Annotated in this window: 23 protein-coding genes; 11 read left to right on the forward strand and 12 right to left on the reverse strand. The window is 70.8% G+C overall.

The annotated features are described in order from the left end of the window. Positions 1-27 precede the first annotated feature (27 nt). Complete coding sequence (locus tag AB3M82_RS02575; protein WP_412955420.1) at positions 28-1,095, forward strand: NADH:flavin oxidoreductase/NADH oxidase; 1,068 nt, start codon at positions 28-30, stop codon at positions 1,093-1,095. A gap of 100 nt (positions 1,096-1,195) precedes the next feature. On the opposite strand, the gene AB3M82_RS02580 is transcribed toward AB3M82_RS02575, so the two are convergent. The 3 genes from AB3M82_RS02580 to guaB1 form a co-directional block, all read right to left on the reverse strand. Beyond that, complete coding sequence (locus AB3M82_RS02580; protein ID WP_412955421.1) at positions 1,196-2,257, reverse strand: hemolysin family protein; 1,062 nt, start codon at positions 2,255-2,257, stop codon at positions 1,196-1,198. Then, on the reverse strand, positions 2,254-3,573 hold the full coding sequence (locus AB3M82_RS02585; RefSeq protein WP_412955422.1) for a hemolysin family protein: 1,320 nt from the start codon (positions 3,571-3,573) through the stop codon (positions 2,254-2,256). Before AB3M82_RS02585 ends, AB3M82_RS02580 begins: the two co-directional genes overlap by 4 nt. A gap of 132 nt (positions 3,574-3,705) precedes the next feature. Then, positions 3,706-5,160, reverse strand: coding sequence for a GMP reductase (gene guaB1 / locus AB3M82_RS02590; protein ID WP_412955423.1), 1,455 nt, complete (start codon positions 5,158-5,160; stop codon positions 3,706-3,708). A 157-nt stretch (positions 5,161-5,317) separates the two neighbouring features. Between guaB1 and AB3M82_RS02595 the strand changes: the two genes are divergently transcribed. Continuing rightward, positions 5,318-9,010, forward strand: a complete 3,693-nt coding sequence (locus AB3M82_RS02595; RefSeq protein ID WP_412955424.1) for a multifunctional oxoglutarate decarboxylase/oxoglutarate dehydrogenase thiamine pyrophosphate-binding subunit/dihydrolipoyllysine-residue succinyltransferase subunit — start codon at positions 5,318-5,320, stop codon at positions 9,008-9,010. Between the two features lie 286 nt (positions 9,011-9,296). Here the strand turns inward: AB3M82_RS02595 and AB3M82_RS02600 are convergent, their stop codons facing one another. From AB3M82_RS02600 to AB3M82_RS02610, 3 genes are read right to left on the reverse strand one after another with little or no spacing between them, the layout of a single operon-like run. Then, positions 9,297-10,598 carry a GNAT family N-acetyltransferase gene (locus AB3M82_RS02600; protein ID WP_412955425.1) on the reverse strand — a complete coding sequence of 434 codons (1,302 nt, stop codon included), beginning with the start codon at positions 10,596-10,598 and terminating at the stop codon, positions 9,297-9,299. A 43-nt stretch (positions 10,599-10,641) separates the two neighbouring features. Beyond that, the gene (locus AB3M82_RS02605) at positions 10,642-10,887 is read right to left on the reverse strand and encodes a zf-HC2 domain-containing protein (RefSeq protein ID WP_412955426.1); all 246 of its coding nucleotides are present in this window, start codon (positions 10,885-10,887) and stop codon (positions 10,642-10,644) included. Next, positions 10,884-11,552 (reverse strand): sigma-70 family RNA polymerase sigma factor, encoded by a 669-nt coding sequence (locus AB3M82_RS02610; protein ID WP_412955427.1) that lies wholly within the window; start codon positions 11,550-11,552, stop codon positions 10,884-10,886. The genes AB3M82_RS02605 and AB3M82_RS02610 overlap by 4 nt, the downstream gene beginning before the upstream one ends. Positions 11,553-11,601: 49 nt before the next feature. Here AB3M82_RS02610 and aroA point away from each other — a divergent pair, with 49 nt between their 5' ends. Genes aroA through bcp form a run of 3 tightly spaced genes read left to right on the forward strand, consistent with a single transcriptional unit; the run spans position 11,602 to position 14,480 of the window. Beyond that, positions 11,602-12,927: a 3-phosphoshikimate 1-carboxyvinyltransferase gene (gene aroA / locus AB3M82_RS02615; RefSeq protein ID WP_412955428.1), complete on the forward strand. Its 1,326-nt coding sequence runs from the start codon at positions 11,602-11,604 to the stop codon at positions 12,925-12,927. Continuing rightward, positions 12,924-13,997 carry a ribosome small subunit-dependent GTPase A gene (gene rsgA, locus AB3M82_RS02620; protein ID WP_412955429.1) on the forward strand — a complete coding sequence of 358 codons (1,074 nt, stop codon included), beginning with the start codon at positions 12,924-12,926 and terminating at the stop codon, positions 13,995-13,997. Before aroA ends, rsgA begins: the two co-directional genes overlap by 4 nt. 9 nt (positions 13,998-14,006) lie before the next feature. Further along, the gene (gene bcp, locus AB3M82_RS02625; RefSeq protein WP_412955430.1) at positions 14,007-14,480 is read left to right on the forward strand and encodes a thioredoxin-dependent thiol peroxidase; all 474 of its coding nucleotides are present in this window, start codon (positions 14,007-14,009) and stop codon (positions 14,478-14,480) included. A 30-nt stretch (positions 14,481-14,510) separates the two neighbouring features. Here the strand turns inward: bcp and AB3M82_RS02630 are convergent, their stop codons facing one another. Further along, on the reverse strand, positions 14,511-14,894 hold the full coding sequence (locus AB3M82_RS02630) for a hypothetical protein (RefSeq protein ID WP_412955431.1): 384 nt from the start codon (positions 14,892-14,894) through the stop codon (positions 14,511-14,513). 233 nt (positions 14,895-15,127) lie between these two features. Here AB3M82_RS02630 and AB3M82_RS02635 point away from each other — a divergent pair, with 233 nt between their 5' ends. Beyond that, complete coding sequence (locus AB3M82_RS02635) at positions 15,128-15,376, forward strand: WhiB family transcriptional regulator (protein WP_017203224.1); 249 nt, start codon at positions 15,128-15,130, stop codon at positions 15,374-15,376. A gap of 65 nt (positions 15,377-15,441) precedes the next feature. Here the strand turns inward: AB3M82_RS02635 and AB3M82_RS02640 are convergent, their stop codons facing one another. Together AB3M82_RS02640 and AB3M82_RS02645 are read right to left on the reverse strand one after the other, a co-directional pair. Further along, a complete protein-coding gene (locus AB3M82_RS02640; protein WP_412955432.1) occupies positions 15,442-16,926 on the reverse strand; it encodes a sensor histidine kinase in 1,485 nt (494 codons plus the stop codon). 24 nt (positions 16,927-16,950) lie between these two features. Then, entirely contained in the window at positions 16,951-17,337 is a 387-nt protein-coding gene (locus AB3M82_RS02645) for an Rv3235 family protein (RefSeq protein ID WP_412955433.1), read from the reverse strand. Between the two features lie 165 nt (positions 17,338-17,502). Here AB3M82_RS02645 and AB3M82_RS02650 point away from each other — a divergent pair, with 165 nt between their 5' ends. After that, positions 17,503-18,111 carry a hypothetical protein gene (locus AB3M82_RS02650; RefSeq protein WP_412955434.1) on the forward strand — a complete coding sequence of 203 codons (609 nt, stop codon included), beginning with the start codon at positions 17,503-17,505 and terminating at the stop codon, positions 18,109-18,111. On the opposite strand, the gene AB3M82_RS02655 is transcribed toward AB3M82_RS02650, so the two are convergent. Continuing rightward, entirely contained in the window at positions 18,099-18,380 is a 282-nt protein-coding gene (locus tag AB3M82_RS02655) for a helix-turn-helix domain-containing protein (protein WP_412955435.1), read from the reverse strand. The genes AB3M82_RS02650 and AB3M82_RS02655 overlap by 13 nt on opposite strands. A gap of 99 nt (positions 18,381-18,479) precedes the next feature. On the opposite strand from AB3M82_RS02655, the gene AB3M82_RS02660 reads away from it, so the two are divergent. Further along, a complete protein-coding gene (locus AB3M82_RS02660; RefSeq protein ID WP_412955436.1) occupies positions 18,480-19,100 on the forward strand; it encodes an SAF domain-containing protein in 621 nt (206 codons plus the stop codon). Next, positions 19,097-20,365: a CpaE/TadZ family protein gene (locus tag AB3M82_RS02665; RefSeq protein ID WP_412955437.1), complete on the forward strand. Its 1,269-nt coding sequence runs from the start codon at positions 19,097-19,099 to the stop codon at positions 20,363-20,365. Before AB3M82_RS02660 ends, AB3M82_RS02665 begins: the two co-directional genes overlap by 4 nt. Here AB3M82_RS02665 and AB3M82_RS02670 read toward each other — a convergent pair. Next, complete coding sequence (locus AB3M82_RS02670; RefSeq protein ID WP_412955438.1) at positions 20,253-21,482, reverse strand: pyridoxal phosphate-dependent aminotransferase; 1,230 nt, start codon at positions 21,480-21,482, stop codon at positions 20,253-20,255. The two genes, AB3M82_RS02665 and AB3M82_RS02670, sit on opposite strands and share 113 nt — an antisense overlap. A gap of 95 nt (positions 21,483-21,577) precedes the next feature. Next, positions 21,578-24,376: a preprotein translocase subunit SecA gene (gene secA, locus AB3M82_RS02675; protein WP_412955439.1), complete on the reverse strand. Its 2,799-nt coding sequence runs from the start codon at positions 24,374-24,376 to the stop codon at positions 21,578-21,580. A gap of 159 nt (positions 24,377-24,535) precedes the next feature. Between secA and AB3M82_RS02680 the strand changes: the two genes are divergently transcribed. Together AB3M82_RS02680 and AB3M82_RS02685 are read left to right on the forward strand one after the other, a co-directional pair. Beyond that, entirely contained in the window at positions 24,536-25,144 is a 609-nt protein-coding gene (locus tag AB3M82_RS02680) for a PadR family transcriptional regulator (protein WP_412955440.1), read from the forward strand. A 73-nt stretch (positions 25,145-25,217) separates the two neighbouring features. Next, positions 25,218-26,555: a coiled-coil domain-containing protein gene (locus AB3M82_RS02685; RefSeq protein WP_412955441.1), complete on the forward strand. Its 1,338-nt coding sequence runs from the start codon at positions 25,218-25,220 to the stop codon at positions 26,553-26,555. The last annotated feature ends 31 nt before the right edge of the window (positions 26,556-26,586 follow it).

The following is a 26,586-nucleotide window of genomic DNA, read 5'->3' on the forward strand; positions in this document are numbered from 1 at the left end:
GTGCGGGAGCGGCGGTAGCGTCGAACGGTGAGCATCCTCTTCTCCCCGCTGACCATCCGATCCGTCACGTTCCGCAACCGCCTCTGGGTGTCGCCGATGTGCATGTACAGCGCCGTGGACGGCGTCGTGCAGGAGTGGCACCACGGACACCTGACCCAGTTCGCCTCGGGCGGCGCCGGCCTGATCGTCGCCGAGGCGACGGCCGTCGTTCCGGAGGGCCGCATCTCGCCGCGGGACGTGGGTCTCTGGAACGACGAGCAGCGCGACGCCTGGGCGCCGATCGTCCGGGCGATCCACGACCGCGGCTCCCTCGCCGGCATCCAGCTCGCCCACGCCGGCCGCAAGGCGTCGACGTGGTGGCCGTGGGCCGATGCCCGCGGTTCGGTCCCCGAGACCGACGGCGGGTGGGTCACCACCGCTCCTTCCGCCGTGGCGTTCGACGGCTTCGCCGAACCCGTCGCCCTCGACACGGCCGGCATCGACCGCATCGTCGAGGCGTTCCGCACCGCCACCCGCCGTGCGCTCGACGCCGGCTTCGACGTGCTCGAGATCCACGGCGCCCACGGGTACCTCCTGCACCAGTTCCTCTCGCCGCTGTCGAACCTGCGCGACGACGAGTACGGCGGTCCGCTCGAGAACCGCGCGAGACTGCTGCTGCGCGTGCTCGACGCGGTGCGCGAGACCGCGGGCGACACGGTGCCGGTGTTCGTGCGGATCTCGGCGACCGACCACGCGGAGGGCGGGTTCACCTCGGAGGAGGCGTCGCAGGTAGGAGCCTGGGCCACGGAGCACGGCGCCGACCTGATCGACGTCTCCAGCGGCGGGCTCGTCGCCCACCAGCAGATCAGCGTCTTCCCCGGCTACCAGGTGCCGCTGGCCGAGACCGTGCGACAGGGAGGCCGGATCCCCACCTCGGCCGTCGGGTTGATCACGGCTTCCGCCCAGGCCGAGCAGGTGCTGTCCGACGGTGCGGCCGACGCGATCTTCGCCGGACGGGAATGGCTCCGCGACCCCCACTTCGCGCTGCGGGCCGGACACGAGCTGGGCGCCGAGGTGCCGTGGCCGCCGCAGTACGACCGAGCGCGCTGGCGCTGACCGGCCGTACCCGCACGGCCACGACGAAGGCCGCCGGACCGGAAGAGGGTCCGGCGGCCTTCGTCGTGCGGAGCAGCGGCGGACGGGGATCGGCCGCGGCTCAGTGACCGCGGACGCGACGGGTCGCGTCCTGCACCTCGCCCACCAGCTCCTCGAGGATGTCCTCGAGGAAGAGCACCGCGGTCGTGCGGCCCTCGGCGTCGCGGACCTTGGCCAGGTGGCGTCCGGCGCGCCGCATGAGCGCCAGGGCGTCCTCGAGGTCGGTGTCCTCCTGCACCGGCACCATGTGGTGGATGCGCTTGGACGGGAGGGGCTCCTGCATCTTCGCCGGCGCGTCGGGACCGTCCGCCGCGCGCAGGATGTCCTTGAGGTGCACGTAGCCGACCGGCGCGTCCTCGTCGTCGACGATCACGTACCGCGAGAAGCCGTAACGGGCGACGGCCTTCTCGATGTCGTCCGGCGTGGTCGACTGCGGCAGCGTCACCAGGTCGCCCAGCGGCACCGCGACGTCGCGCGCCTTCTTGTCGGTGAACTCGACGGCCGCGAGCACGGTGCCCGCGGCGTCGCTCAGCACGCCCTCACGACGCGACTGGTCCACGATCGTGGCGACCTCGTCGAGGGTGAAGGTCGAGGCGGCCTCGTTCTTCGGCTCGACGCGGAACAGCCGCAGGACGGCGTTGGCCGAGGCGTTCAGCGCCCAGATCACGGGCATGAACACCTTGGACACCCAGACCAGCGGCGTCGCGAGCAGCAGCACCGCGCGATCCGGGACCGAGAAGGCCAGGTTCTTGGGCACCATCTCGCCGAAGACGACGTGCAGGAACGACACGATGATCAACGCGATCGCGAACGACACCGCGTCGACTGCGGCATCCGGCCATCCCAGAGCGTGCAGCGGCACCGCGAGGAGATGGTGGATCGCAGGCTCCGAGACGTTCAGGATCAGCAGCGAGCAGATCGTGATGCCCAACTGCGAGGTGGCGAGCATGAGCGTCGCATGCTCCATCGCGTAGAGTGCGGTCTTCGCCGGGCGCGAGCCCTGCTCCGCACGGGGCTCGATCTGCGAGCGCCGTGCCGAGATCACCGCGAACTCGGCGCCGACGAAGAACGCGTTCGCGGCGAGAAGCACGACGAGCCAGGCGAGTCCTCCCCAATCGTTCATCGGGTCTCCTCCTCGGCGCCGTCGGCATCCGGTCTCGGCACGAACCGGATGCGGTCCACCCGGCGTCCGTCCATACGGACCACCTGCAGCGTGCCGCTGTCGAGCGGTACCTCGTCCCCGACCGCGGGGACCCTCTCGAGCACGCTCATCACGTACCCGCCGACGGTGTCGTACACGTCGCCCTCGGGCACCTCGACGCCCGCGCGGCTGCGCAGCTCGTCGGGGCGGAGCTCCCCGGGGAACGTGAGGCCGTCGCGACTGCGGATGATGCCGGCGCGCGTCCGGTCGTGCTCGTCGGACACCTCTCCGACGATCTCCTCCACGAGGTCCTCGAGGGTCACCAGACCCGCGGTCCCCCCGTACTCGTCCACCACGACCGCCAGCTGGTAGCCCCGGGCGCGGAGCTCGGAGATCAGCCCGTCGATGTGCACGGTCTCGGGGACGCGCAGCGGCTCGGTCGACAGGGCCCCGACCGGCACCTCGGCGCGACGCTCACGCGGCACCGAGACGGCCGCCTTGAGGTGCACGACGCCCGTGATGTCGTCGAGATCGTCGTCGTACACGGGGAATCGGCTGTGCCCGGTCCGCCGGGCGAGCTGGATCACGTCGTCGGCTGAATCGCCCGCGGCGATCGCGTGCATGCTCGGCCGAGCCGTCATGACGTCGGCCGCCGTCAGGCGCGAGAAGGTGAGGGTGCGATCCAGCAGGGTCGCGGTGTCGGCCTCGAGCACGCCGGCGCTGGCCGAGCGGCGCACGAGCGACGACAGCTCCTCCGCGCTGCGCGCCCCCGACAGCTCCTCCTTGGGCTCGATGCCCATGCTGCGCAGCACGCCGTTCGCGCTGCCGTTCAGCACGACGACCGCCGGCTTGAACACCGTGGTGAAGGCCACCTGGAAGGGGACGACGAGCTTCGCCGTCGCGCGGGGCAGGGCGAGGGCGAAGTTCTTCGGCACGAGCTCTCCGAGGATCATCGACAGGACCGTCGCGACGAACATCGCCACGACCGTCGCGATGGGGGCGACGGCCGGCTCGGGTATGCGCCAGGCGGTCAGGGTGGGCCGCAGCAGGTTCGAGAGCGCCGGCTCCATCGTGTACCCCGTCAGGAGCGTCGTCAGCGTGATGCCGAGCTGCGCGGACGACAGGTGCGTCGAGGTGTGCTTCAGCGCGCTGATGGTGAGGGAGAGCCGGGACTCGCCGCGCTCCTGGCGCGCCTCGAGATCGGCGCGGTCCAGGTTGACCAGCGCGAACTCGCTCGCGACGAAGAGGCCGGTGCCGACCGTGAGCAGGAGCCCCACGCCCAACATGATGTAGTCCATCAGGGTGTCCTCCCCGAGGAGAGGCGCGGACGGTGGGGCGATCTACTGCAACTGGGAGGGTCGTCCATAGTGCGCACGATTCTACCGACTCGGGCTGAGGGTGGGGGCGCCCCTCCCCGCGGCTGACCGGCCCTACCAGCTGACCGGCAGAGCCTTGCCCTCTTCGTAGCCCGCCGCGGACTGCAGGCCCACCAGGGCGCGCTCGTGGAACTCGGGCACCGATGCGGCCCCGGCGTAGGTGAAGGACGACCGCACGCCCGAGGTGATCATGTCGAGCAGGTCCTCCACGCCCGGACGCAGCGGATCGAGGTAGATCCTCGATGACGAGATCCCCTCCGCGAAGAGTTCCTTGCGCGCCCGCTCATAGGCGTCCAGGCGCCCGAACCGCGCCTGGACGGCTCTGGTCGAGGCCATCCCCCACGATTCCTTGTACAGCCGCCCCTCCGCGTCCTCCTGCAGTTCGCCCGGCGCCTCGATCGTGCCGGCGAACCACGAGCCGATCATGACGGATGCCGCGCCCGCGGCGAGCGCGAGGGCGACGTCTCGCGGATAGCGCACCCCGCCGTCGGCCCACACGTGCGCCCCGAGCTCGCGGGCGGCCTGAGCGGTCTCGAGCACCGCGGAGAACTGCGGGCGTCCGACCGCAGTCATCATGCGCGTGGTGCACATCGCCCCGGGGCCGACGCCGACCTTCAGGATGGACGCGCCGGCGTCCACCAGGTCTGTGACCCCGTCGGCGGTGACGATGTTGCCGGCGGCGATCGGCAGCCCGAGGCCGAGCTCCGACACCGTGCGCAGGGCGCGCAGCATCCCCTCCTGATGGCCGTGCGCGGTGTCGAGCACCAGGACGTCGACTCCCGCGCCGGCGAGTGCCGTGGCCTTCGCGGCCACGTCGCCGTTGATGCCGACCGCCGCGGCGACCGCCAGTCGGCCGTCGTCGTCGAGAGCAGGTCGGTACAGGGTGGAACGCAACGCGCTGCGCGCGCTCAGCGTGCCCACGAGATGCCCGTGGTGCACGACCGTCACCATCTCGACGCCCGCATCCGTGATGACGTCGAAGGCGTGGCGCTCGGAGCCGATGTCGTCCGCGTCGATCGAGGGGGTGCCGGAGTGCACCAGGTCGCCGACCTGCGCGTCGGGCAGCGCCGTCGCGAGCCGGCTGGCGGGGAGGATGCCGAGGATGCGGTCGACGTCGATCGGCGCCGACCCGCGGGCCACCACGATGCCGTGACCCGCGGTCGCGGGCAGCAGGCGCAGAGCCTCGGAGACCGACGCCTCCGGCGGGAGCACGAGCGGCGTGTCCCACAGGACCGGCTGCGCTTTGACGTCGCGGATCGCCGCGTCGAGCTGCTGGAGCGGCATGTCCTGCGGGAGCACGCCCAGACCGCCGCGCCGGGCGAGCACCGCCGCCAGCCGCGGGCCGGTGACCGAGTTCATGTTCGACGCGACCAGCGGGAGCGTGGCGGGCGTTCCGTCGTGGGGCGCGAGGTCGACCTGCAGGCGGCTGGTGACCGCGGATCTGCGCGGGATGAGGAACACGTCGGAATAGGTCAGATCGACGGTCGGCTGCGCACCTGAGAACTCCATGACTCCACGGTAGCGAGATCGTCTCCGTCCTGGGCATGGCATCGAAGATCGAGGCTGCGAAACACGTTAGGCTTGGTGTTCGAGAGTGTGCGGACCCGGACGCATCCCGCGTCTTGCGAGCACTGTGATCTTCAGCGATGAAAGAGGGCGATCGAGCGTGTCGAACCAGGTGACCGGCGTCGGCGGCGACGGGGGGTTCGGAGCCAATTCCTGGCTCGTCGAAGAGCTCTACGAGCAGTTCAAGGTGAACCGCGACTCGGTCGACAAGGAGTGGTGGCCGATCCTGGAGAAGTACCACTCCGAGAACGCCGCCTCCGCGCCCGCGGCATCCGCTCCGGCGAACGCTGCCCCGGCGCCCTCCTCCCACCCCGTCACGGCCCCGATCCCGGTGATCGGCGCGCAGCCGGTGGCGCGCACCACCGCACGCCCCGCCGCCGCTGCCCCCATCCCGGCGCAGGCGCCCAAGCCGGCGAAGGAATCCGACCCGGCGAACGCGGAGTCGGCCGAGGAGGACAAGGTCACCGTCCTCCGCGGCATGCCGAAGACGCTCGCCGCCAACATGGACGAGTCGCTCACGGTCCCGACCGCGACGAGCGTACGGACGATCCCGGCGAAGCTGATGATCGACAACCGCATCGTCATCAACAACCACATGGCGCGCACGCGCGGCGGCAAGATCAGTTTCACGCACCTCATCGGCTGGGCGCTGATCCGCACGCTGGACGAGTTCCGCAGCCAGAACGTGTTCTACGCCGAGATCGACGGCAAGCCCTCCGTCGTGGCTCCCGCGCACGTCAACCTCGGCATCGCGATCGACCTGCCGAAGCCCGACGGCACGCGGGCGCTGATGGTGCCCAGCATCAAGCGCGCCGACACGATGACCTTCACCGAGTACCTCTCCGCCTATGAGGACCTCGTCACCCGTGCGCGCAACAACAAGCTGACCGCCGCGGACTTCCAGGGAACGACCGTCTCGCTGACGAACCCCGGCGGCATCGGGACCGTGCACTCTGTGCCTCGTCTCATGAAGGGCCAGGGCTGCATCATCGGCGCCGGCGCCCTCGAGTACCCGGCCGAGTTCCAGGGCGCGAGCGAGAAGACGCTCAACGAGCTCGCGATCGGCAAGACGATCACCCTGACCAGCACGTACGACCACCGCGTCATCCAGGGCGCCGGCTCGGGCGAGTTCCTCAAGAAGGTCCACGAGCTGCTCATCGGGCAGCGCGGCTTCTACGACGACATCTTCGCCGCCCTGCGCATCCCCTACGCGCCGATCCACTGGAACCCCGACATCGCTGTCGACCTCGCGGAGCGCGTGGACAAGCAGTCGCGTGTGCAGGAGCTCATCAACTCCTTCCGCGTCCGCGGGCACCTGATGGCCGACATCGACCCGCTGGAGTACGTGCAGCGGTCGCACCCCGATCTCGAGATCGAGAGCCACGGCCTCACCTTCTGGGACCTCGACCGCGAGTTCGTCACGGGCGGCTTCGGCGGTCGGCGCGTCGCGAAGCTGCGCGACATCCTCGGGGTGCTGCGCGACTCGTACTGCCGCACGCTCGGCATCGAGTACATGCACATCCAGGATCCGGAGCAGCGGCGCTGGTTCCAGGAGAAGGTCGAGGTCAAGTACCAGAAGCCCGGCCACGACGAGCAGCTGCGCGTGCTGCGCAAGCTGAACGAGGCCGAGGCGTTCGAGACCTTCCTCCAGACGAAGTTCGTCGGCCAGAAGCGCTTCTCGCTCGAAGGCGGCGAGTCGCTGATCCCGCTCCTCGACGAGATCCTTCAGGGCGCGGCCCGCTCGGGGCTCGAGGGTGCGGCGATCGGCATGGCGCACCGCGGCCGCCTGAACGTTCTCACGAACATCGCCGGGAAGACCTACGGTCAGGTGTTCCGGGAGTTCGAGGGCACCCAGACCCCGGGCAACCAGCGCGGGTCCGGCGACGTGAAGTACCACCTGGGCACCGAGGGCACCTTCGTGGCCGACAACGGCGCCGAGCTCCCGGTCTACCTGGCAGCGAACCCCTCCCACCTCGAGACCGTCGACGGCGTGCTCGAGGGCATCGTCCGCGCCAAGCAGGATCGCAAGCCGATCGGCACGTTCGCCTGGCTCCCGATCCTCGTGCACGGCGACGCCGCGTTCGCGGGCCAGGGAGTCGTGGTCGAGACCCTGCAGATGTCGCAGCTGCGCGGCTACCGCACCGGCGGCACCGTGCACGTGGTCGTGAACAACCAGGTCGGATTCACCACGACCCCGCAGGACGCGCGCAGCTCGGTGTACGCCACCGATGTGGCGAAGACGATCCAGGCGCCGGTGTTCCACGTGAACGGCGACGACCCCGAGGCGGTCATCCACGTGGCGCAGCTCGCCTTCGAGTACCGCGAGCGCTTCCACCGCGACGTCGTCATCGATCTCGTCTGCTACCGCCGGCGCGGGCACAACGAGGGCGACGACCCGTCGATGACGCAGCCGCTGATGACGGACCTCATCCAGGCGAAGCGCTCGGTCCGTCGCCTCTACACGGAGTCGCTCGTCGGCCGCGGCGACATCACCGAGCAGGAGTACGACGAGGCCAAGGCCGACTTCCAGAACCGTCTGGAGATCGCCTTCGCCGAGACGCACGCCGCCGAGACCGGGACCATGCCCGTCGCGGCCGAGCTGCCACCGGTCGACGATCAGGTCGGCGAGCCGGAGGTCACCGGTGTGCCGAAGGAGGTCATCCAGCTGATCGGCGATGCCTTCGTGAACAAGCCCGAGGGCTTCACGGTGCACCCGAAGATCCAGCAGCTCCTCGACAAGCGCCTCGACATGAGCCGCAACGGCAACATCGACTGGGGCTTCGGCGAGCTCCTCGCCTTCGGCTCGCTGCTCGTCGAGGGCACACCGGTGCGCCTGGCGGGCCAGGACGCCCGCCGCGGCACGTTCGTGCAGCGTCACGCCACGCTCCACGATCGGGCCAACGGTCAGGAGTGGCTGCCGCTGTCGAACCTGTCCGACGCGCAGGGCCGCTTCTTCGTCTACGACTCGCTGCTCAGCGAGTACGCCGCGCTCGGCTTCGAGTACGGCTACTCGGTCGAGGCGCCCGAGGCCCTGGTGCTCTGGGAGGCGCAGTTCGGCGACTTCGTGAACGGCGCCCAGTCGGTGATCGACGAGTACATCTCGGCCGCCGAGCAGAAGTGGGGCCAGCAGTCCAGCGTCACGCTCCTGCTCCCCCACGGCTACGAAGGACAGGGACCGGACCACTCGTCGGCGCGCATCGAGCGCTTCCTGCAGCTGTGCGCGCAGGAGAACATGATCGTCGCGCGCCCGTCGACGCCCGCCTCGCACTTCCACCTGCTCCGTCGCCAGGCGTACGCGCGCCCGCGCAAGCCGCTCGTGGTCTTCACGCCGAAGGCGATGCTGCGCCTGCGCGGTGCGACCAGCCCGGTCGACGCCTTCACGCAGGGCCGCTTCGAGCCGGTCATCGACGACGACCGCGGTCTCGACCGGGGAGCCGTCAAGCGGGTGCTGGTGCACTCGGGCAAGGTGCACTGGGATCTGCGCGCCGAGCTGGAGAAGAACCCGAACCCCGAGATCGCGCTCGTGCGCCTGGAGCAGCTGTACCCGACGCCGATCGACGGGCTCAAGGCGATCACCGACTCGTACCCGAACGCCGAACTCGTGTGGGTGCAGGAGGAGCCGGAGAACCAGGGCGCCTGGCCGTTCCTCGCTCTCGCCTTCGCCGACGTGCCCGGTGATCGATCCTTCCGTCCGGTGTCCCGCCCCGCCTCGGCCTCTCCGGCCACCGGGTCGTCGAAGGTGCATGCCGCCGAGCAGGCGACGCTGCTCCGGGAAGCACTGACGCTGAGCTGATCCATGCAGACGAGAAGGGGGGCGCGGCCCCGGGGGGGGGGCCCCGCAGCGGGGCTTGGGGAAACGGCGGGGCAGGGGTTACCCGGGCGGCGGCGGCGGGGCGGCGGCGGGGACCGGGGGCGGACCCGGGGGCCGGGGCGCCGGGGTGGTCGTGCGGTGGGCCGGTCGTGCGGCGGCCCGCGCCCCCCCCCCCCCCCCGCCCCCCCCCCCCTCCCCCCCCCCCCCCCCCCCCCCCCCCCCCCCCCCCCTTCTCCGTGTCGAGCCGGGACTCGGATGCCGGGGCGGCTCAGTACCAGATGTCGAGGGACGGAGCCGGCGAGGCCAGGAAAGCGCGGTCGAGGTCCGCGACGGTCTCCTCCGACGCCTGGAGCAGTCCCGCGCCGTGCAGCGCACCGGCGCGCACGCCTCCGGCATAGAGGGCGGACAGCGCGGCGACGCCCAGGGTGACGTCGGCGTGCTCCTGGTCCACGCGCTCGACCTGCGCTCGGCCCGAACGGTCGACCCGGAGCCGCCACACGCCGGACGTGAAGCCGAGGGGGTCGGTGACCCGGAGGGTCGCATCCAGGCCGGTGGAGTACGTGCGCGACGACAGCGCGGTCGGCAGATCGAGGATGCGCAGCCAGCCGTGGTCGTGCACCTCCTGGGTGACGCCGCGGGGATCGGTCACGAGCCAGGGCAGCGGGTCGTCGGGGGCCTGCAGATCGGCGGTGACCTCGTCGACGAGGTCGTGCTGCAGAGCGAAGCGCCACAGCGAGGCGCGGGCCTCGGCGGTCTCCGCGACGAGCAGCCGGACCCGCAGGGAGAACCGGAACGTGGCGGGTCGCTCCTCGAGGGTGTAGACGAGCGCACCGCGCACCGCACCCGACTCGTCGAGATGGCGCACACCGCGCACCTTGTCGCGGTCGGCCTCTCCGGGGGCGAGACCCGCGAGCCCCTCCCAGCGCCCCGTCCACCCCGGAATCCGGCCCGAGCGGGTGCGTCGGGCGGCGTCGTGCACCTGGGCGAGATCGTCGACGAGGCCCTCGCGGTCGCGGTACTCGAGCCTTCCGGCCGGCTCGTGGCCGCCCCAGCCCGCCCGCCGGGTGTCGACGGTGAACCGCAGCGCCGGGAGCGCGGACCCGAACCCGTAGCGGCCGTAGATCGTCGCCTCCGAGACGGTGAGCCCCGCGACCGGGACCCCGGCCGCGCGCGCCGCCCGCAGCTCGCCCTCGAGGAGCGAGCGGGCGATGCCGCGGCGACGGTGCGTGGCCGCGACCGTCACCCCGCTGATGGCCCACATGCCGACCTCGCCCCCGGGTACCGTCAGCGGGGTGACCCAGGAGTCGATCGTGCCGACGGGGGATGCCGTGGGCGCCGCGCCCTGCTCGAAGACGCCGATGGTGCGTCGGCGGGACAACGTCTTCCTGCCGTGCGCCAGAGCCTCTTCGCTCTGCTCCTCGCCCAGGAATCCCCGGCCCACCGCCCGCTGGAACGGGACCGCGGCCGCGGGATCGGACAGATCGACCACTCGGTAGTCGAACCCGGCTGCCTGCAGCCGCTCGCGGGAGGTCTGGTCGGCGGGAACGTCGCGTACGTCGATGAGCGTCATGGAACCACCCTACGGGCGGGTCACGACATCCCGCGTCGACGGGTCAGTGCTGGGCGGCCTGCGCCTCGCGGAGGCGTGCGAACACCTGGTCGCGCAGCTCCTCCGGAGCCGTCTCCTTGCACGCCCGGGCGATGACCTCGGTGAGGGTCGTCGCCACCAGCGCCTCGTCACGGCAGGACGGGCAGTTCTCCAGATGCTCGCGGATCTCGGAGTGCTCGGTCTTGCACACCTCGTTGCGGAGGTACTCCTCCAGGTCCTGACGAGCCTTGTCGCAACCGCAGTCGCTCATTTCCCGCTCCTCTTCTCGGCCGCGGAGATTCCCCGCTCCGCGGCGTAATCGGCCAGCAGCTCCCGCAGCATCCGCCTGCCACGATGCAGACGGCTCATCACGGTACCGATGGGGGTCTTCATGATGTCGGCGATCTCCTGGTACGCGAACCCTTCGACGTCCGCGAGGTACACCGCCAGCCGGAAATCCTCGGGCACGGCCTGCAGCGCGTCCTTCACGACGGATGCCGGCATGTGGTCGATGGCCTCCGCCTCCGCGGACCGGCTGTGCGAGGCCGTGGTGGTGGTCGACTCGGCGCCCCCGAGCTGCCAGTCCTCGAGCTCGTCGATCGTTCCCTGGAAGGGCTCGCGCTGCCGCTTGCGGTAGATGTTGATGTACGTGTTGGTGAGGATGCGGTACAGCCACGCCTTCAGGTTCGTGCCCTGCGAGAAGGTGGACCACGAGCCGTAGGCCTTCACGAAGGTCTCCTGCACGAGGTCGGAGGCGTCGGCGGGGTTGCGCGTCATACGCATCGCGGCGGCGTAGAGCTGATCCATGAAGGGGATCGCCTGCTCCTCGAATTCGCGCCGGGAGTCGTCGAGCGTTCCTGCGGTTGCGGTGTCATCCATCACCGGCCAGTCTAGGCCGCCGATCTCGACCGTTCCGCGCTCCAGGGTCGCGAGCATCGTGTCACCTCCTCGGCGGGTGGGCCGCCTGTCACTAAGGTGGAAACCGATGAGCGCCAACAGGTATTCCCCCTCCCCGGTCCGGGGCGCCTACACCGCGCCCGTCGCCGATCGCCCGGTCCATTCGACGGTGACGATCCCGGGCTCGAAGTCGCTGACGAACCGCGAACTCCTGATCGCCGCGATCGCCGACGGGCCCGGTCGTCTGATCTCCCCCCTGCACTCCGACGACTCGCGCCGCATGGTCGATGCGCTCCGCGCGCTGGGCATCGGCATCGAAGAGGTCGACGGGGCGGGAGAGTTCGGCCCCGACCTCGTGATCACGCCCTCCCGGCTCGCGGGCGGCGTGACCATCGACTGCGGTCAGGCCGGCACCGTGATGCGCTTCATCGCCCCGCTCGCCGGCCTCGCCGCGGCGGACGTGCACCTCACAGCTCACGAGACGGCCCTGCACCGCCCCATGGGCGGCCTCATCAGCGCCCTGCGCGACCTCGGCGTCGACATCGACGACGAGGGCACCTGGGCCCTCCCCTTCACGATCCGCGGCCACGGCCGCATCCGCGGCGGCCGCGTCGAGATCGACGCCTCGGCATCGAGCCAGTTCGTGTCCGGGCTCCTGCTGGCCGCCCCGCGCTTCGACGTCGGGCTGCATCTCGTGCATACCGGGGAGCACTTGCCCAGCCTCCCCCACATCGACATGACGATCGAGGCGCTCAGCCGCCGCGGCATCCGCATCGAGCGCCCCGCGGTCGGCGAGTGGCTCGTCGAGGCCGGCGTTCCGCGCGCGAAGGAGATCGCGATCGAGCCGGACCTCTCCAATGCCGCGCCGTTCCTCGCTGCCGCCCTCGTCACGGGCGGGGCGGTCTCGGTGACCGGCTGGCCTGCGCACTCCACGCAGCCCGGCGCGCTCCTGCCCGAGATCCTGCAGGCCATGGGCGCGCACACCAGTCGTCACGGCGGGGCCCTCACCGTGCGCGCGGGACACGGCATCCGCGGCCTCGACATGGACCTGTCGGCGGCGAGCGAACTGACCCCCACCCTCGTCGGCCTGGCCGCGTTCGCGGACTCCCCCACGACGATCCGGGGCATCGGCCACATCCGTCTGCACGAGACCGACCGGCTCGCGGCGCTCGTCTCCAACATCCGCGCGCTGGGGGGTCAGGCCGAGGAGCTCCCCGACGGCCTGCGCATCACCCCCCGCCCGCTGCGCGGCGGCACGTGGGCCGCGCACCACGACCACCGCATGGCGACGACCGGGGCCCTCGTCGGCCTCCGGGTGCCCGGCGTCGAGATCGACGACATCGGGACGACCGCCAAGACCCTGCCCGAGTTCACCCTCCTCTGGGAGCGGATGCTGGGCGGCCCGGTCGCGTGAGCTGGCTCGACGACGCCGACGACCTCGAGGACGACTTCGAGGACTACGACGAGAGCAGCGTCCGATCGCGGCCGAACCCCAAGGCGAACCGCCCGCGGACCAAGCGCCGCCCCGCGCACGAGGATGCGCAGATCGGCCGGGTGCTGGGTGTCGACCGCGGACGCTACTCGGTCCTGCTCGACGAGGACGGCGACGACGAGCGCACGATCACGGCCGCTCGCGCCCGGGAGCTCCGCCGCACGCCGATCGTTACCGGCGATCGTGCGCGCGTGGTCGGCGACACCACCGGCGAGCAGGGCACCCTCGGACGCATCGTGGGCATCGTCGACCGGACGTCGCTCCTGCGCCGCAGTGCCGACGACACCGACCAGGTCGAGCGGGTGATCGTGGCCAACGCGGATCAGATGCTCATCGTCGTCGCGGCGGCGGATCCCGAGCCCCGCGAACGCCTGGTCGACCGCTATCTGGTCGCTGCCCTGGATGCCGGCATCCGCCCTCTGCTCGTGGTGACGAAGACCGACCTCGCCGACCCGTCCTCCTTCCTGGGCCACTTCGACGGGCTCGACCTCGAGGTCTTCACGAGCGCACGCGACGTCATGCCCACGGAGCGCATCGGAGCCGCCCTGGTCGGACACTCCACCGTGTTCGTGGGGCACTCCGGCGTCGGCAAGTCCACGCTCGTCAACGCCCTCGTGCCGACCGCCGGGCGCGCGACCGGCCATGTCAACCAGGTCACCGGTCGCGGACGGCACACGTCCTCCTCGACCGTCTCTCTGCGCTACCGCAGCGCCCTCGGGTCCGGATGGGTGATCGACACTCCGGGGGTGCGGTCGTTCGGCCTCGGGCACGTCGATCCCGCGAACATCCTCGCCGCGTTCACCGAGCTGGCGGCGATCGCGGAGAACTGCCCGCGCGGGTGCACTCACCTGGCGGACGCTCCCGACTGCGCCCTGATCGAGGCGGCCGACGCGGGAGAGCTCGGCGAGACGGGACGCGCGCGACTCGACTCCCTGCAGCGGCTCCTGCAGACCTTCGCCGACAAGCCCGAGCCGCACGGCACCGGCCGATAGGCTGAACGGGTGACCCAGCGCCTGGAACCCGGAACCCCCGCCCCCGACTTCTCCCTCCTCGACCAGGACGGCAGCACCGTGCGGCTCGCCGATCTTCGAGGTCGCAAGACGGTCCTGTACTTCTACCCCGCCGCGATGACGCCCGGATGCACGACCCAGGCCTGCGATTTCCGCGACAGCATCGCGTCCCTGGAGGGGGCCGGCTACCGGGTCGTCGGCATCTCGCGCGATCTCCCGGCCAAGCTCGCCGAGTTCCGCGAGCGCGACGGTCTCGGCTTCCCGCTGCTGAGCGACCCCGACCACGCCGTGCACGAGGCCTACGGCGCGTGGGGCGAGAAGGTGAACTACGGCAAGACGATCGAGGGCGTCCTCCGGTCGACCTTCGTGCTGGACGAGGACGGCACGATCGCGCTCGCTCAGTACAACGTCAAGGCCACGGGGCACGTCGCGCGCCTGCGCAAGGTCCTCGGGATCGACGCCTGAGTCCGCTCCCCACCCGCTGACCGGTGCGCATCAGCGCTCGGAGGAGGCGTTCTCGCGACGCGCGCTCGCGATCAGCAGCGCGAACCCCACCGCACCCGGCAGGCCGACGCCGACGACGAACGCCCAGACGACGGGCTGCAGCGTGAGGGTGGCGAAGGCGAGGCCGATCGCGAGCACCTGGAACACCAGACCTCCCGACCGCGCCCAGGAACGGCCCGATCGCGTGCCCCAGGCGAAGGCGAAGAGGGCTGCGGCGCCGATCAGCGTCAGCACGATGAGAGCCACGGCCGTCGGAAGGGATGCCGCGTCGCCGGCCCCGAGCCCCAGGAGCTCGATCAGGGCGAAGACGACCAGCGCCGCACCCTCCGCAGCCAGCACCGCGGCAGCCGCGAGGGCGAGGCCGGGTGCGCGCACGGGAGTCTCCTGGGAATCGGCGAGGAAAAACGGAAACCCTTGATTTCGAAGGTTTCCTGTAACACAATAGAAACAGTCATGTGCTCCCACAGCGGCGTGGGGCGAGCGACTTCGCTCGCAACACAATTCGCGGGCATCTGCTCGCATCCACCAGGGTAACGGATCCCGAGCCGACACCCGAATCCAGGACATCGCATCGTGATGTCTCACGAAATCCACACCGAGGAGCCCCCATGGACTGGCGCGACAAAGCCGCCTGCCTGACCGTCGACCCCGAGCTGTTCTTCCCCGTCGGCAACACCGGCCCGGCCGTCGACCAGATCGAGAAGGCCAAGACGGTCTGCGCGACCTGCACCGTCACCGAGATCTGCCTGCAGTACGCCCTCGAGACCAGCCAGGACTCCGGCGTCTGGGGCGGGCTCTCCGAAGACGAGCGCCGCGCGCTCAAGCGCCGCGCCGCTCGCGCTCGCCGCGCCTCCTGAAACTCACCCCGACCCCGTCACGCGAGTCCGCTCCGTGACGGGGTTTCCCGTGTCCGGGCGACGACCTACTTGTCGAGCCACCGCAGCGGGATGTCGATGACCACCTCGGTGCCGTCTCCGTCGCTCCCCCGCCACTCGATCGTGCCGCCCAGCTCGCCCTGGATGAGCGTGCGGATGATCTGGGTGCCGAGGCCCTGACCGATCCGCCCCTCGGGCAGACCGTGCCCGGTGTCCCGGACCGTGACCCGCAGGTTCTCCTCCGTCCGGGCGGCGTCGATCGTCACGATGCCCTCCTGCCCGGCGAGACCGTGCTCGACGGCGTTCGTCACGACCTCTGTCAGCGCGAGGGCGAGCGGCGTCGCGTACTCGCTCGGCAGCACGCCGAAGCGCCCCGTCGACTGCGTGCGGGCGCGCGTGTTCGGCGCCGAGGCGACCTCCGCCACGAGCTTCAGGACACGGTGGAAGACCTCGTCGAAGTCCACCTTCTGCGTCAGCCCCTGAGCGAGGGTGTCGTGCACGACCGCGATCGAGTCCACGCGGCGCATGGCCTGCGTGAGCGCGTCGCGCGCCTCGTCCGAATGGGTGCGCCGGGCCTGGATACGCAGCAGCGAGGCCACCGTCTGCAGGTTGTTCTTCACCCGGTGGTGGATCTCCCGGATCGTCGCGTCCTTGGTGATGAGCTCCTGCTCCTGGTGCCGCAGCTCTGAGACGTCGCGGCAGAGGACGATCGCGCCGATCCTCGTGCCGTGGTCCTTGAGGGGGATGGCGCGCAGCGACACGGTGACGCCCCGCGCCTCGATGTCGGTGCGCCACGGCGCGCGCCCAGTGACCACCACGGGCAGCGACTCGTCGACCTGCCGGGACGGCGGCACGAGCCGGGTCGTGACCTCGGCGAGGGACTCGCCCTCCAGCTCGTCGTCGAAGCCCATCCGATTGAACGCCGACAGCGCGTTCGGGCTGGCGAAGGTGGTGATCCCGTCCACGTCGATGCGGATCAGGCCGTCCGAGGCCCGCGGAGCGCCGCGTCGGGGCGACGTGGGCGCCGCGAGGTCGGGGAAGCTGCCGTCCGCGATCATGCGGAAGAGGTCGTTGGCGCAATCGTCGAAGGTGATCTGCTGACGAGACGGCGTCCGCGCCTCGCCGAGGTTGGTGTGCCGCGTGACGACGCCGATCACCGAGGGTCGACCGTCGGGCCCGCTGCGCTCGTTCACGATCGGTACGGCGCGCACCCGTGTCGGCGTCTCCTCGAACCAGTCCGGCGAGGAGGAGTCGACGATCTCGGCCGTGTCGAAGGCGCCCTGGACCTGGGTGCGCCATTGCGGCCGGACGCGCTCACCGACGATGTCGCGGTAGAAGAGGGTGGCCGCACCGCTCGGACGCGCGTGCGCGACCGCGATGAAGGTGTTGTCGTCCGTCTGCACCCACACCACGATGTCGGCGGAGGACAGGTCGGCGAGGAGCTGACCGTCTCCCGCCAGGCGGTGCAGCCACTCGACGTCGCTGTCGGTCAGAAGGCCCTGGGCGTGGGCGAGATCAGTGAGGGTCGACACCCCTCCAGCCTAGGACGAGTCCGGCTACAGGATCGCCAGCGAGGTCGCGCGCCACCGCCGGTCCATGCCCTCGAGGCGGATGGCGACGGCACGGGTGCGCCCAGGGCCCGCGACCACGACGACCGCCTCGATGACCCCGTCGACGGGCTCCGTGGCGCGCAGCGAGAGCAGCTCGAACACCGGCCGGGCCGGGGCGACTCCGCGCGCGCTCCGAGCCCGGGCGGAGAGGTTGGCCCGGGTCACCAGGGTCCGGAAGGCATCCTCGCTGAACCAACGCGCCAGCTGGTCGACCTCGCGCACTCCGGCGAGCACCTCCAGGACGCCCTGGGTGAGGCTGCGCAGCAGCGGGGCGGGATCGGGGAGTTCGATAGTTGGCGTGGGCTGCCGTGCGAAGTACTCGTGAAGCGTCATCGTCACACTCTCAGTCGGAAGGATCGCGGGCCAGTAGAGCATGAGGTGTCCTCGTGGCGGCGCGGTCCGCCACAGGTATGTGGATATCCCGTACACGCGGATGCGAGGGCGGCCGCATGTGGATAACTCGACGCAGGCACGCCGGGCTCCCCTACGCTCGGTCCGGTGAACTGGGATCGTCTCTTCGAGGACCTCGAGGGCCAGCTCGCCTCCGAATGGGAGGCAGAGCGCGCCGCTCTCGATGCCGAGTCCGAACGTCTCCGGATCGCTCAGCTCACGCTGCGCGAGCGCCTGGCCCGGATGTGCGACGGGCGCACGACAGTGGTGCTGGAGCTCGCCGGAGGCGAGCGCCATCGTCTCGTCCTGCGGACGGTCGGTCCGGACTGGGTGGCCGCCGAGTCAGCGCCCGTGGGCGCCGGCACGACCCGGCCGATGGTCCTCGTCCCTCTGGAGGCTGTGCGAGGGGTCGCCACCGACCACGGGATGCTGTTGAGCAGCCTCGACGACGCGGCATCGGCGCCGTCCCCGCTGCACGAGCGGATGACCTTGGGTTTCGTCCTCCGCGATCTCGCCCGCCGCCGGGTGCCGCTCCACCTGCGCACGCGCAGCGCGGAGGACGTGCACGGCACGATCGATCGTGCGGGCGCGGATCACCTCGACCTCGCGGTGCACGACGCCGGCGCCGCGCGCCTGGCGGGAGCCGTCCGCGAGTTCCGCATCGTGCCCTTCCGCGCCCTGCTCACCGTGCGGACCGCGGCCGGTCATCTGCGCTGAGCGGAGGAGATCCCCCAGACCTCCGGGAAACTCGCCTCCTGGGACTGCCGCCAGAGGGCCATCCGCCGCGACGTCTCGGACTCCTCCGCCAGGTAATCCTCGATGCTCGCCTCTTCGATGCGCCATCTCGCGGGCACACCGAGCTGTGCGCCGCGCAACCGTGCGGCGAGCACGAGCGAGATCACCTCATCGACGCCGATGCTGAGCAGCTCTGCCGCCTGCGCAGGCGCCACGAAGCGCGGAGCGCGGGCGGCGGGAGTCTCGGACATGACTCCATTCTCTCCCCCTCGGACCGCGGCGGCCCTCACCAGAAGTGCCCTGTGGATAACTCCCGCGACGAGCGTCCGCGTTCTGTGAGCATGGTCGCCATGACCAGCATCCCTCGTCGACATCGCGCCCCGTGGGGCGATCTGCGTTTCCTGATCGGCATCCTCCTCGTCGTCGTGTCCATCACGGGCGTGTGGCTCCTCGTCGCGTCCGCCGACACGGCGACGCCGGTCCTCCAGGCCACGCGCACGATCGTGGAGGGCCAGCCCCTGGTCTCCGACGACTTCCAGGTCGCCGAGGTCGCGCTCGGCGGGCTCACCGACGACTATCTGGCGCCTCAGCAGCTCGAATCGGGGCGGGTGGCCGCCCGCACCATCGAATCCGGGGAACTGCTGCGCTCCTCTGCGGCGATCGCAGCGGACGACACTCGACGCACCACCGTCGTGGTGGAGACCGGCACGCCGATCCCCACCGAAGTCGACGCCGGCACGGTGGTCGAGCTCTGGACCGTCCCGGTGCGGGAGGACGGCCGGAGCCACGACTCGCCCCGGCTGCTCCTGGCCGACGCGATCGTCGGGGAGGTGACGGAGGCGGACGGCATGCTGTCGGACGGCAGCACCTCGGTCGAACTCGTCGTGGACCGGGCGCATGTCGCAGAAGTGCTCGCGGAGATCACGGGCGGCTCCGCCCTCGCCATCGTCCCGGTCGGGAGTCGACCGTGACGGCGGTGCTCATCGCCCTCGAGGAGCCGCGGGCCACGGCACTCGCCCAGGAGCTCGAGCTCGAAGGCATCCAGGTCGTCGCGGTGACGGCCCCCACCGCCTCCCTCGCGCCGCTGCTCGCCGACGCCGAAGCGCTCATCCTCCCCGCCCATCGGGACGTCCTCACCACCGACCTCGTCTCGGCCTGCGACCGCGCCGGCGTGCGGCTGCTCCCCCTCGGCGACGCGGCGAGCAGGCTGCTCTCCCGGTTCGGCCTCGGCACCGCGTTGCCGGCGGATGCCGCCGGATGGCAGGTCGCCGCGGCACTGCTCGCGCACCCGCCGACGGCGACCGTGGCGACGACGCCCCACCGGCTCACGGCGGTGTGGGGGCCGCACGGCTCCCCCGGGCGCTCGACGATCGCCATCCAGCTCGCCGTCGAGCTCTCCCGTCTGGGCCGCCGGACGGCGCTCATCGATGCCGACACCGTGGCGCCCTCGGTCTCGCTGCTGCTGGCACTCGGCGACGACTCGCCGGGCATCGCGTCCGCGTGCCGCCGCGCGGAGCTGGGGGCGCTCGATGCGCGGGAGCTCGCACGCCTGTGCACGGCGGTCGAGACCAGCGGGGGCGGCATCGACGTACTCCCGGGGATAAACCGCCCGAGCCGGTGGCCCGAACTCTCCGCGGAGCGTCTACCGCTCGCCCTGGCAGCGTGCCGGGAGTGGGCCGAGGAAGCCGTCGTCGACGTCGGAGCGGCATTCGACGCGGACGAGGAGGCGACCTACGACGTCCTGGGTCCTCGTCGTCACGCGGCGACCACCAGCGCTCTGCGTGAGGCGGATGCCATCATCGCGGTCGCCTCGGCGGACCCGCTCGGCATCAGCCGCTTCGTGCGAGACCATGCGGAGCTGCGACGGCTCACGGCTCCGACGCCGGTGACCGTGGTCGTGAACGGTCTGCGCCAGGGCCCCCTCGGTCTCGACGCCCGGGCCCAGATCCGCCGCACGCTCGACCGCTTCGCCGGTATCACCGACGTCGTCTTCCTGCCGTTCGATCAGCGCGGAGCGGATGCCGCTCTGCTGCACGCACGACCGATCGGCGACGTGGCACCGCGATCCTCACTCGTCGCCGGAGTCCGGCGCCTGGCGGCGACGATGGCCCCGACGGCGCCGCTCAGTCCTGACGATAGCTCGACAGGAAGTTCCCGAGTCGCTCGACTGCTTCGGCCAGTACGCGCGGCTCTGGCAGGGTCACGACGCGCAGGTGGTCCGGCGTCGGCCAGTTGAAGCCGGTCCCCTGCACGAGGAGGATGTGCTCCGAGACGAGCAGGTCGTAGACCAGCCGGGCGTCGTCGCGGATCTCGTGCACGTTCGGGTCGAGGCGCGGGAACGCGTACAGCGCTCCCTCGGGCTTCACGCACGAGACGCCCGGGATCGCCTCCAAACCCTGCCACGCCACGTCTCGCTGCTCGTGCAGACGGCCGGTCGGCGCGATCAGCGCGTCGATCGACTGCACGCCGGACAGCGCGGCCTGCACCGCGTACTGGGACGGCACGTTCGGGCACAGGCGGGTCGAGGCGAGCAGGGTGATCCCCTCGAGGAAGCCCTTCGCGTGATCCTGCGGACCGGTGATGACGAGCCACCCGGAGCGGTAGCCGGCGACGCGGTAGGTCTTGGAGAGCCCGTTGAAGGTCAGGCACAGCAGATCGGGCGCGAGCGTCGCGGTGGGGATGTGCACCGCACCGTCGAACAGGATCCGGTCGTAGATCTCATCGGAGAGGAGCAGCAGCTGGTGCTCGCGGGCGATCTGCACGAGCCCTTCCAGCACCTCGCGCGAGTACACGACGCCGGTGGGATTGTTCGGGTTGATGATCACCATCGCCTTGGTGCGCGGGGTGATCTTCGAGCGGACGTCTTCGAGGTCGGGTTCCCACCCCGCGTCCTCGTCGCAGAGGTAGTGCACCGGGGTGCCGCCGGCGAGGCTGGTCATCGCCGTCCAGAGGGGGTAGTCCGGAGCGGGAATGAGGACCTCGTCGCCCTCGTCGAGCAGCGCCTGCATGGTCATCGTGATGAGCTCGGAGACGCCATTGCCCAGGTAGACGTCGTCGGGCTCGAAGCGCGGGAAGTCCTCGATCTCCTCGTACCGGCTGACGATGGCGCGGCGGGCCGAGACGATGCCCTTGCTGTCGCTGTACCCGTGGGCCGTCGGAAGGGCGGCGAGCATGTCCTGGACGATCTGCTGCGGCGCCTCGAAGCCGAAGGTCGCCGGATTCCCGGTGTTGAGCTTGAGGATCCTGTGGCCCTCGGCCTCCAGTCGCGCCGCCTCGACGAGGGCGTTTCCGCGGATCTCGTACAGGACGTTCTTGAGCTTCGACGACTGGTCGAAGTGGCGCGATGGTGTCATCGGCCAAGCCTACAGGGATGCGAAGAGGGCCAATCGCGTGCGACTGGCCCTCTTCCCCGTCCCTCGGATGACGCCTCGAGGCGTCCCGAAGACCGTTACCTCTTCTTCTTGGCCTGCGCGCGGCGCTGCTCCCGGTTGCCGGCCGCCGGGGCTCCGGCATCCGTCCGCTGGCCGAAGGCTCCGCGAGGCGCGTCCTCGGGCTCCGCCTGCGGTGCCTGGGTCCGCGCTGCGGCCTGACGCAGTCGATCCGTCGCCGCCTGCTGCACCTGGCCGCGATCGTTGCGCACCTCGACCTCACCGGCGTCGTTCGCCGCCGAGTACTCCAGGCGCTGGTCCGCTCCGCCCTCGGCGAGGCCCTTGGCCTCGACCTCGGTGACCTCGGAGTCGCCGGCGCGGCGGACCTCGACCTCGAGGTTGTAGAGGTAGCCGACGGACTCCTCCTTGATCTGCCCCATCATCGACTGGAACATCGCGTAGCCCTCGCGCTGGTACTCGATGAGCGGATCGCGCTGCGCCATCGCGCGCAGCCCGATGCCGTCCTTGAGGTAGTCCATCTCGTAGAGGTGGTCGCGCCAGCGGCGGTCGAGCACCTGCAGCACGACGCGTCGCTCGAGCTCGCGCGTCGCCGCCTCGCCGAGCGTGGCCTCCCGGGCCTCGTAGGCGATCTTGGCGTCGGAGAGCAGCTCGCGCGTCAGGCCCTCGGCCGTGATGCCCTTGCGGTCAGCGGCCTCGGCGACGACCTCGTCGATGGTCACGCCGACCGGGTAGAGGGTCTTCAACTCGGTCCAGAGCGCGTCGAAGTCCCAGCTCTCGTTGTGGCCCTCGCCGGTGTGGTCCTTCACGACGCCGCTGATCGCGTCCTCGATGAAGTGCTGCACGCGATCGGCGATGTCGTCGCCCTGGAGGATGTGGCGGCGGTCGGCGTAGATCGCCTCGCGCTGCCGGTTGAGGACGTCGTCGTACTTGAGCACGTTCTTGCGCATCTCGGCGTTGCGCGCCTCGACCTGCGACTGGGCGCTCCGGATCGCGCGGGAGACCAGGCCCGACTCGATCGGGACGTCGTCGGGGAAGTTCGTCCGCGCGAGGATGGCCTCGGCCGCGCCCGACTGGAACAGCCGCATCAGGTCGTCCGTGAGGCTGAGGTAGAAGCGGCTCTCACCCGGGTCGCCCTGTCGGCCGGAACGACCGCGCAGCTGGTTGTCGATGCGCCGGGACTCGTGGCGCTCCGTGCCGAGGACGTAGAGGCCGCCGGCGGCCGTGACCTTCTCGCCCTCCTCCGCGACGATCTCCTTCATCGCCTCGTAGGTCTCGTCCCAGGCGGCCTCGTACTCGTCGGGCGTCTCGACCGGGTCGAGCCCCTTCGACTTGAGCTCCTGCACGGCGAGGAACTCGGCGTTGCCGCCGAGCATGATGTCGGTGCCTCGCCCGGCCATGTTGGTGGCGACCGTGACGGCGCCCAGACGGCCGGCGCGGGCGACGATCTCGGCCTCGCGCGCGTGGTTCTTCGCGTTCAGGACCTCGTGCTTCACGCCCTTCTTGGCGAGCAGCCGCGAGAGGTACTCGCTCTTCTCGACGCTCGTCGTGCCGACGAGCACGGGCTGCCCGCTCGCGTGGCGCTCGGCGATGTCCTCGACCACCTGGGCGAACTTCGCCGTCTCGTTCTTGTAGACGAGGTCGGCCTGGTCCTTGCGGATCATCGGCTTGTTGGTCGGGATGGGGATGACGCCGAGCTTGTAGGTCGACATGAACTCGGCCGCCTCGGTCTCGGCCGTACCGGTCATGCCGGCGAGCTTGTCGTAGAGACGGAAGTAGTTCTGCAGCGTGACCGTCGCCAGCGTCTGGTTCTCCGCCTTGACGGGCACGCCCTCCTTGGCCTCGATGGCCTGGTGGATGCCCTCGTTGTAGCGGCGGCCGACGAGGATGCGACCCGTGTGCTCGTCGACGATCATGACCTCGTCGTTCATGACGACGTAGTCGGTGTCCTTCTTGAACAGCGCGAGCGCCTTGATCGAGTTGTTGAGGAAGGAGATGAGCGGGGTGTTCGCGGACTCGTACAGGTTGTCGATGCCGAGGTAGTCCTCGACCTTCTCGATCCCGGGCTCCAGCACGCCGACCGTGCGCTTCTTCTCGTCGACTTCGTAGTCGACGCCGGGCTCGAGCGTGCGGGCGAGCTTCGCGAACTCGGCGAACCACCGGTTGGCCTCGCCCGACGACGGTCCCGAGATGATGAGCGGGGTGCGCGCCTCGTCGATGAGGATGGAGTCGACCTCGTCGACGATCGCGAAGAAGTGCTCGCGCTGGACGAGGTCCTCCTTGCGCCAGGCCATGTTGTCGCGGAGGTAGTCGAACCCGAACTCGTTGTTCGTGCCGTAGGTGATGTCGCAGGCGTACTGCTCGCGCCGGACCGCCGGGGTCTGACCCGACACGATGATGCCGGTGGTCATGCCGAGGGCGCGGTAGACGCGCCCCATGAGCTCGGCCTGATAGCTCGCGAGGAAGTCGTTGACCGTGATGACGTGGACCCCCTTGCCCGCGATCGCGTTCAGGTACGCGGGGAACGTCGCGACGAGGGTCTTGCCCTCACCGGTCTTCATCTCGGCGATGTTGCCCAGGTGGAGCGCGGCGCCGCCCATGATCTGGACGTCGTAGGCGCGCATGCCGAGCGTGCGCTTCGCCGCCTCCCGCACGGCGGCGAAGGCCTCGGGCATGAGCTGATCGAGCGTCTCGCCCTTCTCGAAGCGGGCGCGGAGCTCCGCGGTCTCGTTGCGCAGCTCGTCATCGGTGAGCTTGGAGAAGTCCTCTTCCAGCGCTCCTACGGCCTTGACCACCTGGTTCAGACGGCGGATGACCCGCCCCTCACCGGCGCGCAGCAGCTTCTCAAGAGGATTGGCCACGGATGTCATCTCCCTGTTGATGGGTCGGGTACCGGCGCGCCGCAGGGCGTGCACCAGACATACCTTGTCATGTTACCGGGCCGTGACCTCCACGTCGCCTCCATGGTCGAAGCGCACGGTTTCCCCGTATGCATATGCTGGAGGCCTCAGGAGGTGTGGATGTCCGTTCGCCGGAGCCTGCTCGCGATCCTCGACCAGGGTCCGTGCTACGGCTATCAGCTCCGCACCGAGTTCGCTCGGCGCACCGGATCTCGATGGCCCCTCAATGTCGGTCAGATCTACAACACCCTCGAGCGCCTCGAACGGGACGGCCTGGTCCGTCGGGGCGACGCCGACGAGCACGGGCACGTCTACTGGCGCATCACGGAGGCCGGGTCCGCCGACGTCGCCGCGTGGTTCTCCTCCCCCGTGGTACGCACGAGCGCGGCGCGGGACGAGGTCGCGGTGAAGCTGGCGGTCGCGGCCACCCTTCCCGGGGTCGATGCGCGCGCGGCCATCGCGGCCCAGCGCAGTGCCACCCTCGAGCAGCTCGCCGAGCTCCGCGCGCAGCGGCCGCCCGAGTCGCCGGCAGAGAGCGCCGAGGACATCGCCCATGCGCTCGTGCTGGATGCCCTGATCCTCGCCGCGGAGGCGGAGGCCACGTGGCTCGACCATGTCGAGGAGCGTCTGTCGCGGCATCCGCAGCACGCCATGTCGCTCGGTCTGGCCGCGGAACGACCCAAACGCGGTCGTCCCGCGAAGGCTCCCCTTCCGGCGATCGTCTCCTGAACGCCGCCGCTGCTGGCGTTCGCCGCGAGCGATGCGCGATCCACGCGCGGCGCCGGGAAAGTAGGATCGGGTCATGGCAGGAATCTGGGGCAGGCGCAAACGTGAACAGGAAGCCCTCGCGGAGCAGGACGCCGATCTCGCGCGTCGCGCCGAGCAGGCTCTCGTCTCCGCGGACGAGCGGATCCGCACGACCTCGGACGAACTGGCGTTCGCCGTCGCCGAGCTCGGCGACTCGCTGACGAACGACCTCAAGAACGCACTGACCGCGGTGCGGACGCACCTCCGCGAGGCGTTCCAGCTGCATCAGCTCAATCACGATGAGATCCCCGACACCCCGGAGGAGCTGCGCACGCGCAACGCGCGGATCGTGCAGCTGTGCGACTGGGCCCAGGACCTCCTCGACGAGAAGACGGCCGTCCTGGCCGAGTCGATCGCCAAGGTCCGCCGCGCGCCCGAGATCGTCGCGCAGGTGCGGGCGGATGCCGAGGCGCTGAGCGCCCGCATCCCCGCCACCTCCGCGACCATCGAGCGCCTGTCCTCGAGGTACGCGGACTCCGCGATGACGCAGATCGCCGCGAGCGCCAAGGAGGCCGAGCAGCTCATCGCGTTCGCCGTGCACGGGGCCCAGGTGTCGGAGCGCCGTCGCGAGGCGCGTCAGAACGAGGAGGCGAACCTCGCTCTCGAGACCGCGACGGAGGCCACCCGCCGGGCCGCGACACTGCTCGACGCGGTCGAGGACTTCGAGATCGAGGCGCTCCGCGCGGAGTCGACGCTGGCGGAGGTCATCGCCGACTCGCGCAACGATCTGATCGCCGCTCGGTCCGCCCCCGCCGTCCCCGCGGTCGCGGCTGCCGTCTCCGCGCTGCAGGAGGCGCTCAGTTCGCTGGAGCCCTCCGGAGCGCGCAACGACCCGTTCGCCGAGCTGTCGCGTCTGCGCGAGGCCAACACGGCCCTCGATGAGGCGATCGCCACCGCGAAGCACCGCGCGGCGAACCCGCTGCCGTCCCTCCCCCAGGTGCAGCACGCGATCGACGACGCGGATCGTCAGCTCGGGGTCGCCCGCGGCCTCATCTCGGGACACCGCGGGTGGATCGGCGCCGATGCCCGCACGCGTCTGGCCGAGGCGGAGCGGCTGCGTGTGGACCTCACCGATCTGCTGCCCGCCGAGGAGACCCGGGAGCAGGCTCTCGCGGTCGCGCGACGCGTCGCGCACCTCGCCTCGGAGGCGCTGCAGCTCGCCCAGCGGGACATCGACTCCTCCCGCCCGCAGGATCAGGGCTGGGGCGGCGGCGGCTGGGGCGGCGGCGGCGGTTGGGGCGGCGGGCCCCGCGGCGGCGGCGGGAACGGCATCGCCTCGGGCATCCTCGGCGGCCTCGTCATCGGCGGCCTCCTCGACGGCATGTTCGACTGACTCCGGACGACCGAAGGGCCCGGCTCCTCCT

Source organism: Microbacterium californiense, assembly GCF_047246625.1.
GTDB lineage: Bacteria > Actinomycetota > Actinomycetes > Actinomycetales > Microbacteriaceae > Microbacterium.

Bases quoted from the DNA above. Each gene is read 5' to 3' on its own strand.
- AB3M82_RS02580 (WP_412955421.1), bottom strand. From the start codon at position 2,257: ATGAACGATTGGGGAGGACTCGCCTGGCTCGTCGTGCTTCTCGCCGCG.
- AB3M82_RS02585 (WP_412955422.1), bottom strand. From the start codon at position 3,573: ATGGACTACATCATGTTGGGCGTGGGGCTCCTGCTCACGGTCGGCACC.
- guaB1 (WP_412955423.1), bottom strand. From the start codon at position 5,160: ATGGAGTTCTCAGGTGCGCAGCCGACCGTCGATCTGACCTATTCCGAC.
- AB3M82_RS02600 (WP_412955425.1), bottom strand. From the start codon at position 10,598: ATGACGCTCATCGACGTACGCGACGTTCCCGCCGACCAGACCTCCCGC.
- AB3M82_RS02605 (WP_412955426.1), bottom strand. From the start codon at position 10,887: ATGAGCGACTGCGGTTGCGACAAGGCTCGTCAGGACCTGGAGGAGTAC.
- AB3M82_RS02610 (WP_412955427.1), bottom strand. From the start codon at position 11,552: ATGCTCGCGACCCTGGAGCGCGGAACGGTCGAGATCGGCGGCCTAGAC.
- aroA (WP_412955428.1), top strand. From the start codon at position 11,602: ATGAGCGCCAACAGGTATTCCCCCTCCCCGGTCCGGGGCGCCTACACC.
- AB3M82_RS02635 (WP_017203224.1), top strand. From the start codon at position 15,128: ATGGACTGGCGCGACAAAGCCGCCTGCCTGACCGTCGACCCCGAGCTG.
- AB3M82_RS02645 (WP_412955433.1), bottom strand. From the start codon at position 17,337: ATGACGCTTCACGAGTACTTCGCACGGCAGCCCACGCCAACTATCGAA.
- AB3M82_RS02655 (WP_412955435.1), bottom strand. From the start codon at position 18,380: ATGTCCGAGACTCCCGCCGCCCGCGCTCCGCGCTTCGTGGCGCCTGCG.
- AB3M82_RS02660 (WP_412955436.1), top strand. From the start codon at position 18,480: ATGACCAGCATCCCTCGTCGACATCGCGCCCCGTGGGGCGATCTGCGT.
- AB3M82_RS02670 (WP_412955438.1), bottom strand. From the start codon at position 21,482: ATGACACCATCGCGCCACTTCGACCAGTCGTCGAAGCTCAAGAACGTC.
- AB3M82_RS02680 (WP_412955440.1), top strand. From the start codon at position 24,536: ATGTCCGTTCGCCGGAGCCTGCTCGCGATCCTCGACCAGGGTCCGTGC.
- AB3M82_RS02685 (WP_412955441.1), top strand. From the start codon at position 25,218: ATGGCAGGAATCTGGGGCAGGCGCAAACGTGAACAGGAAGCCCTCGCG.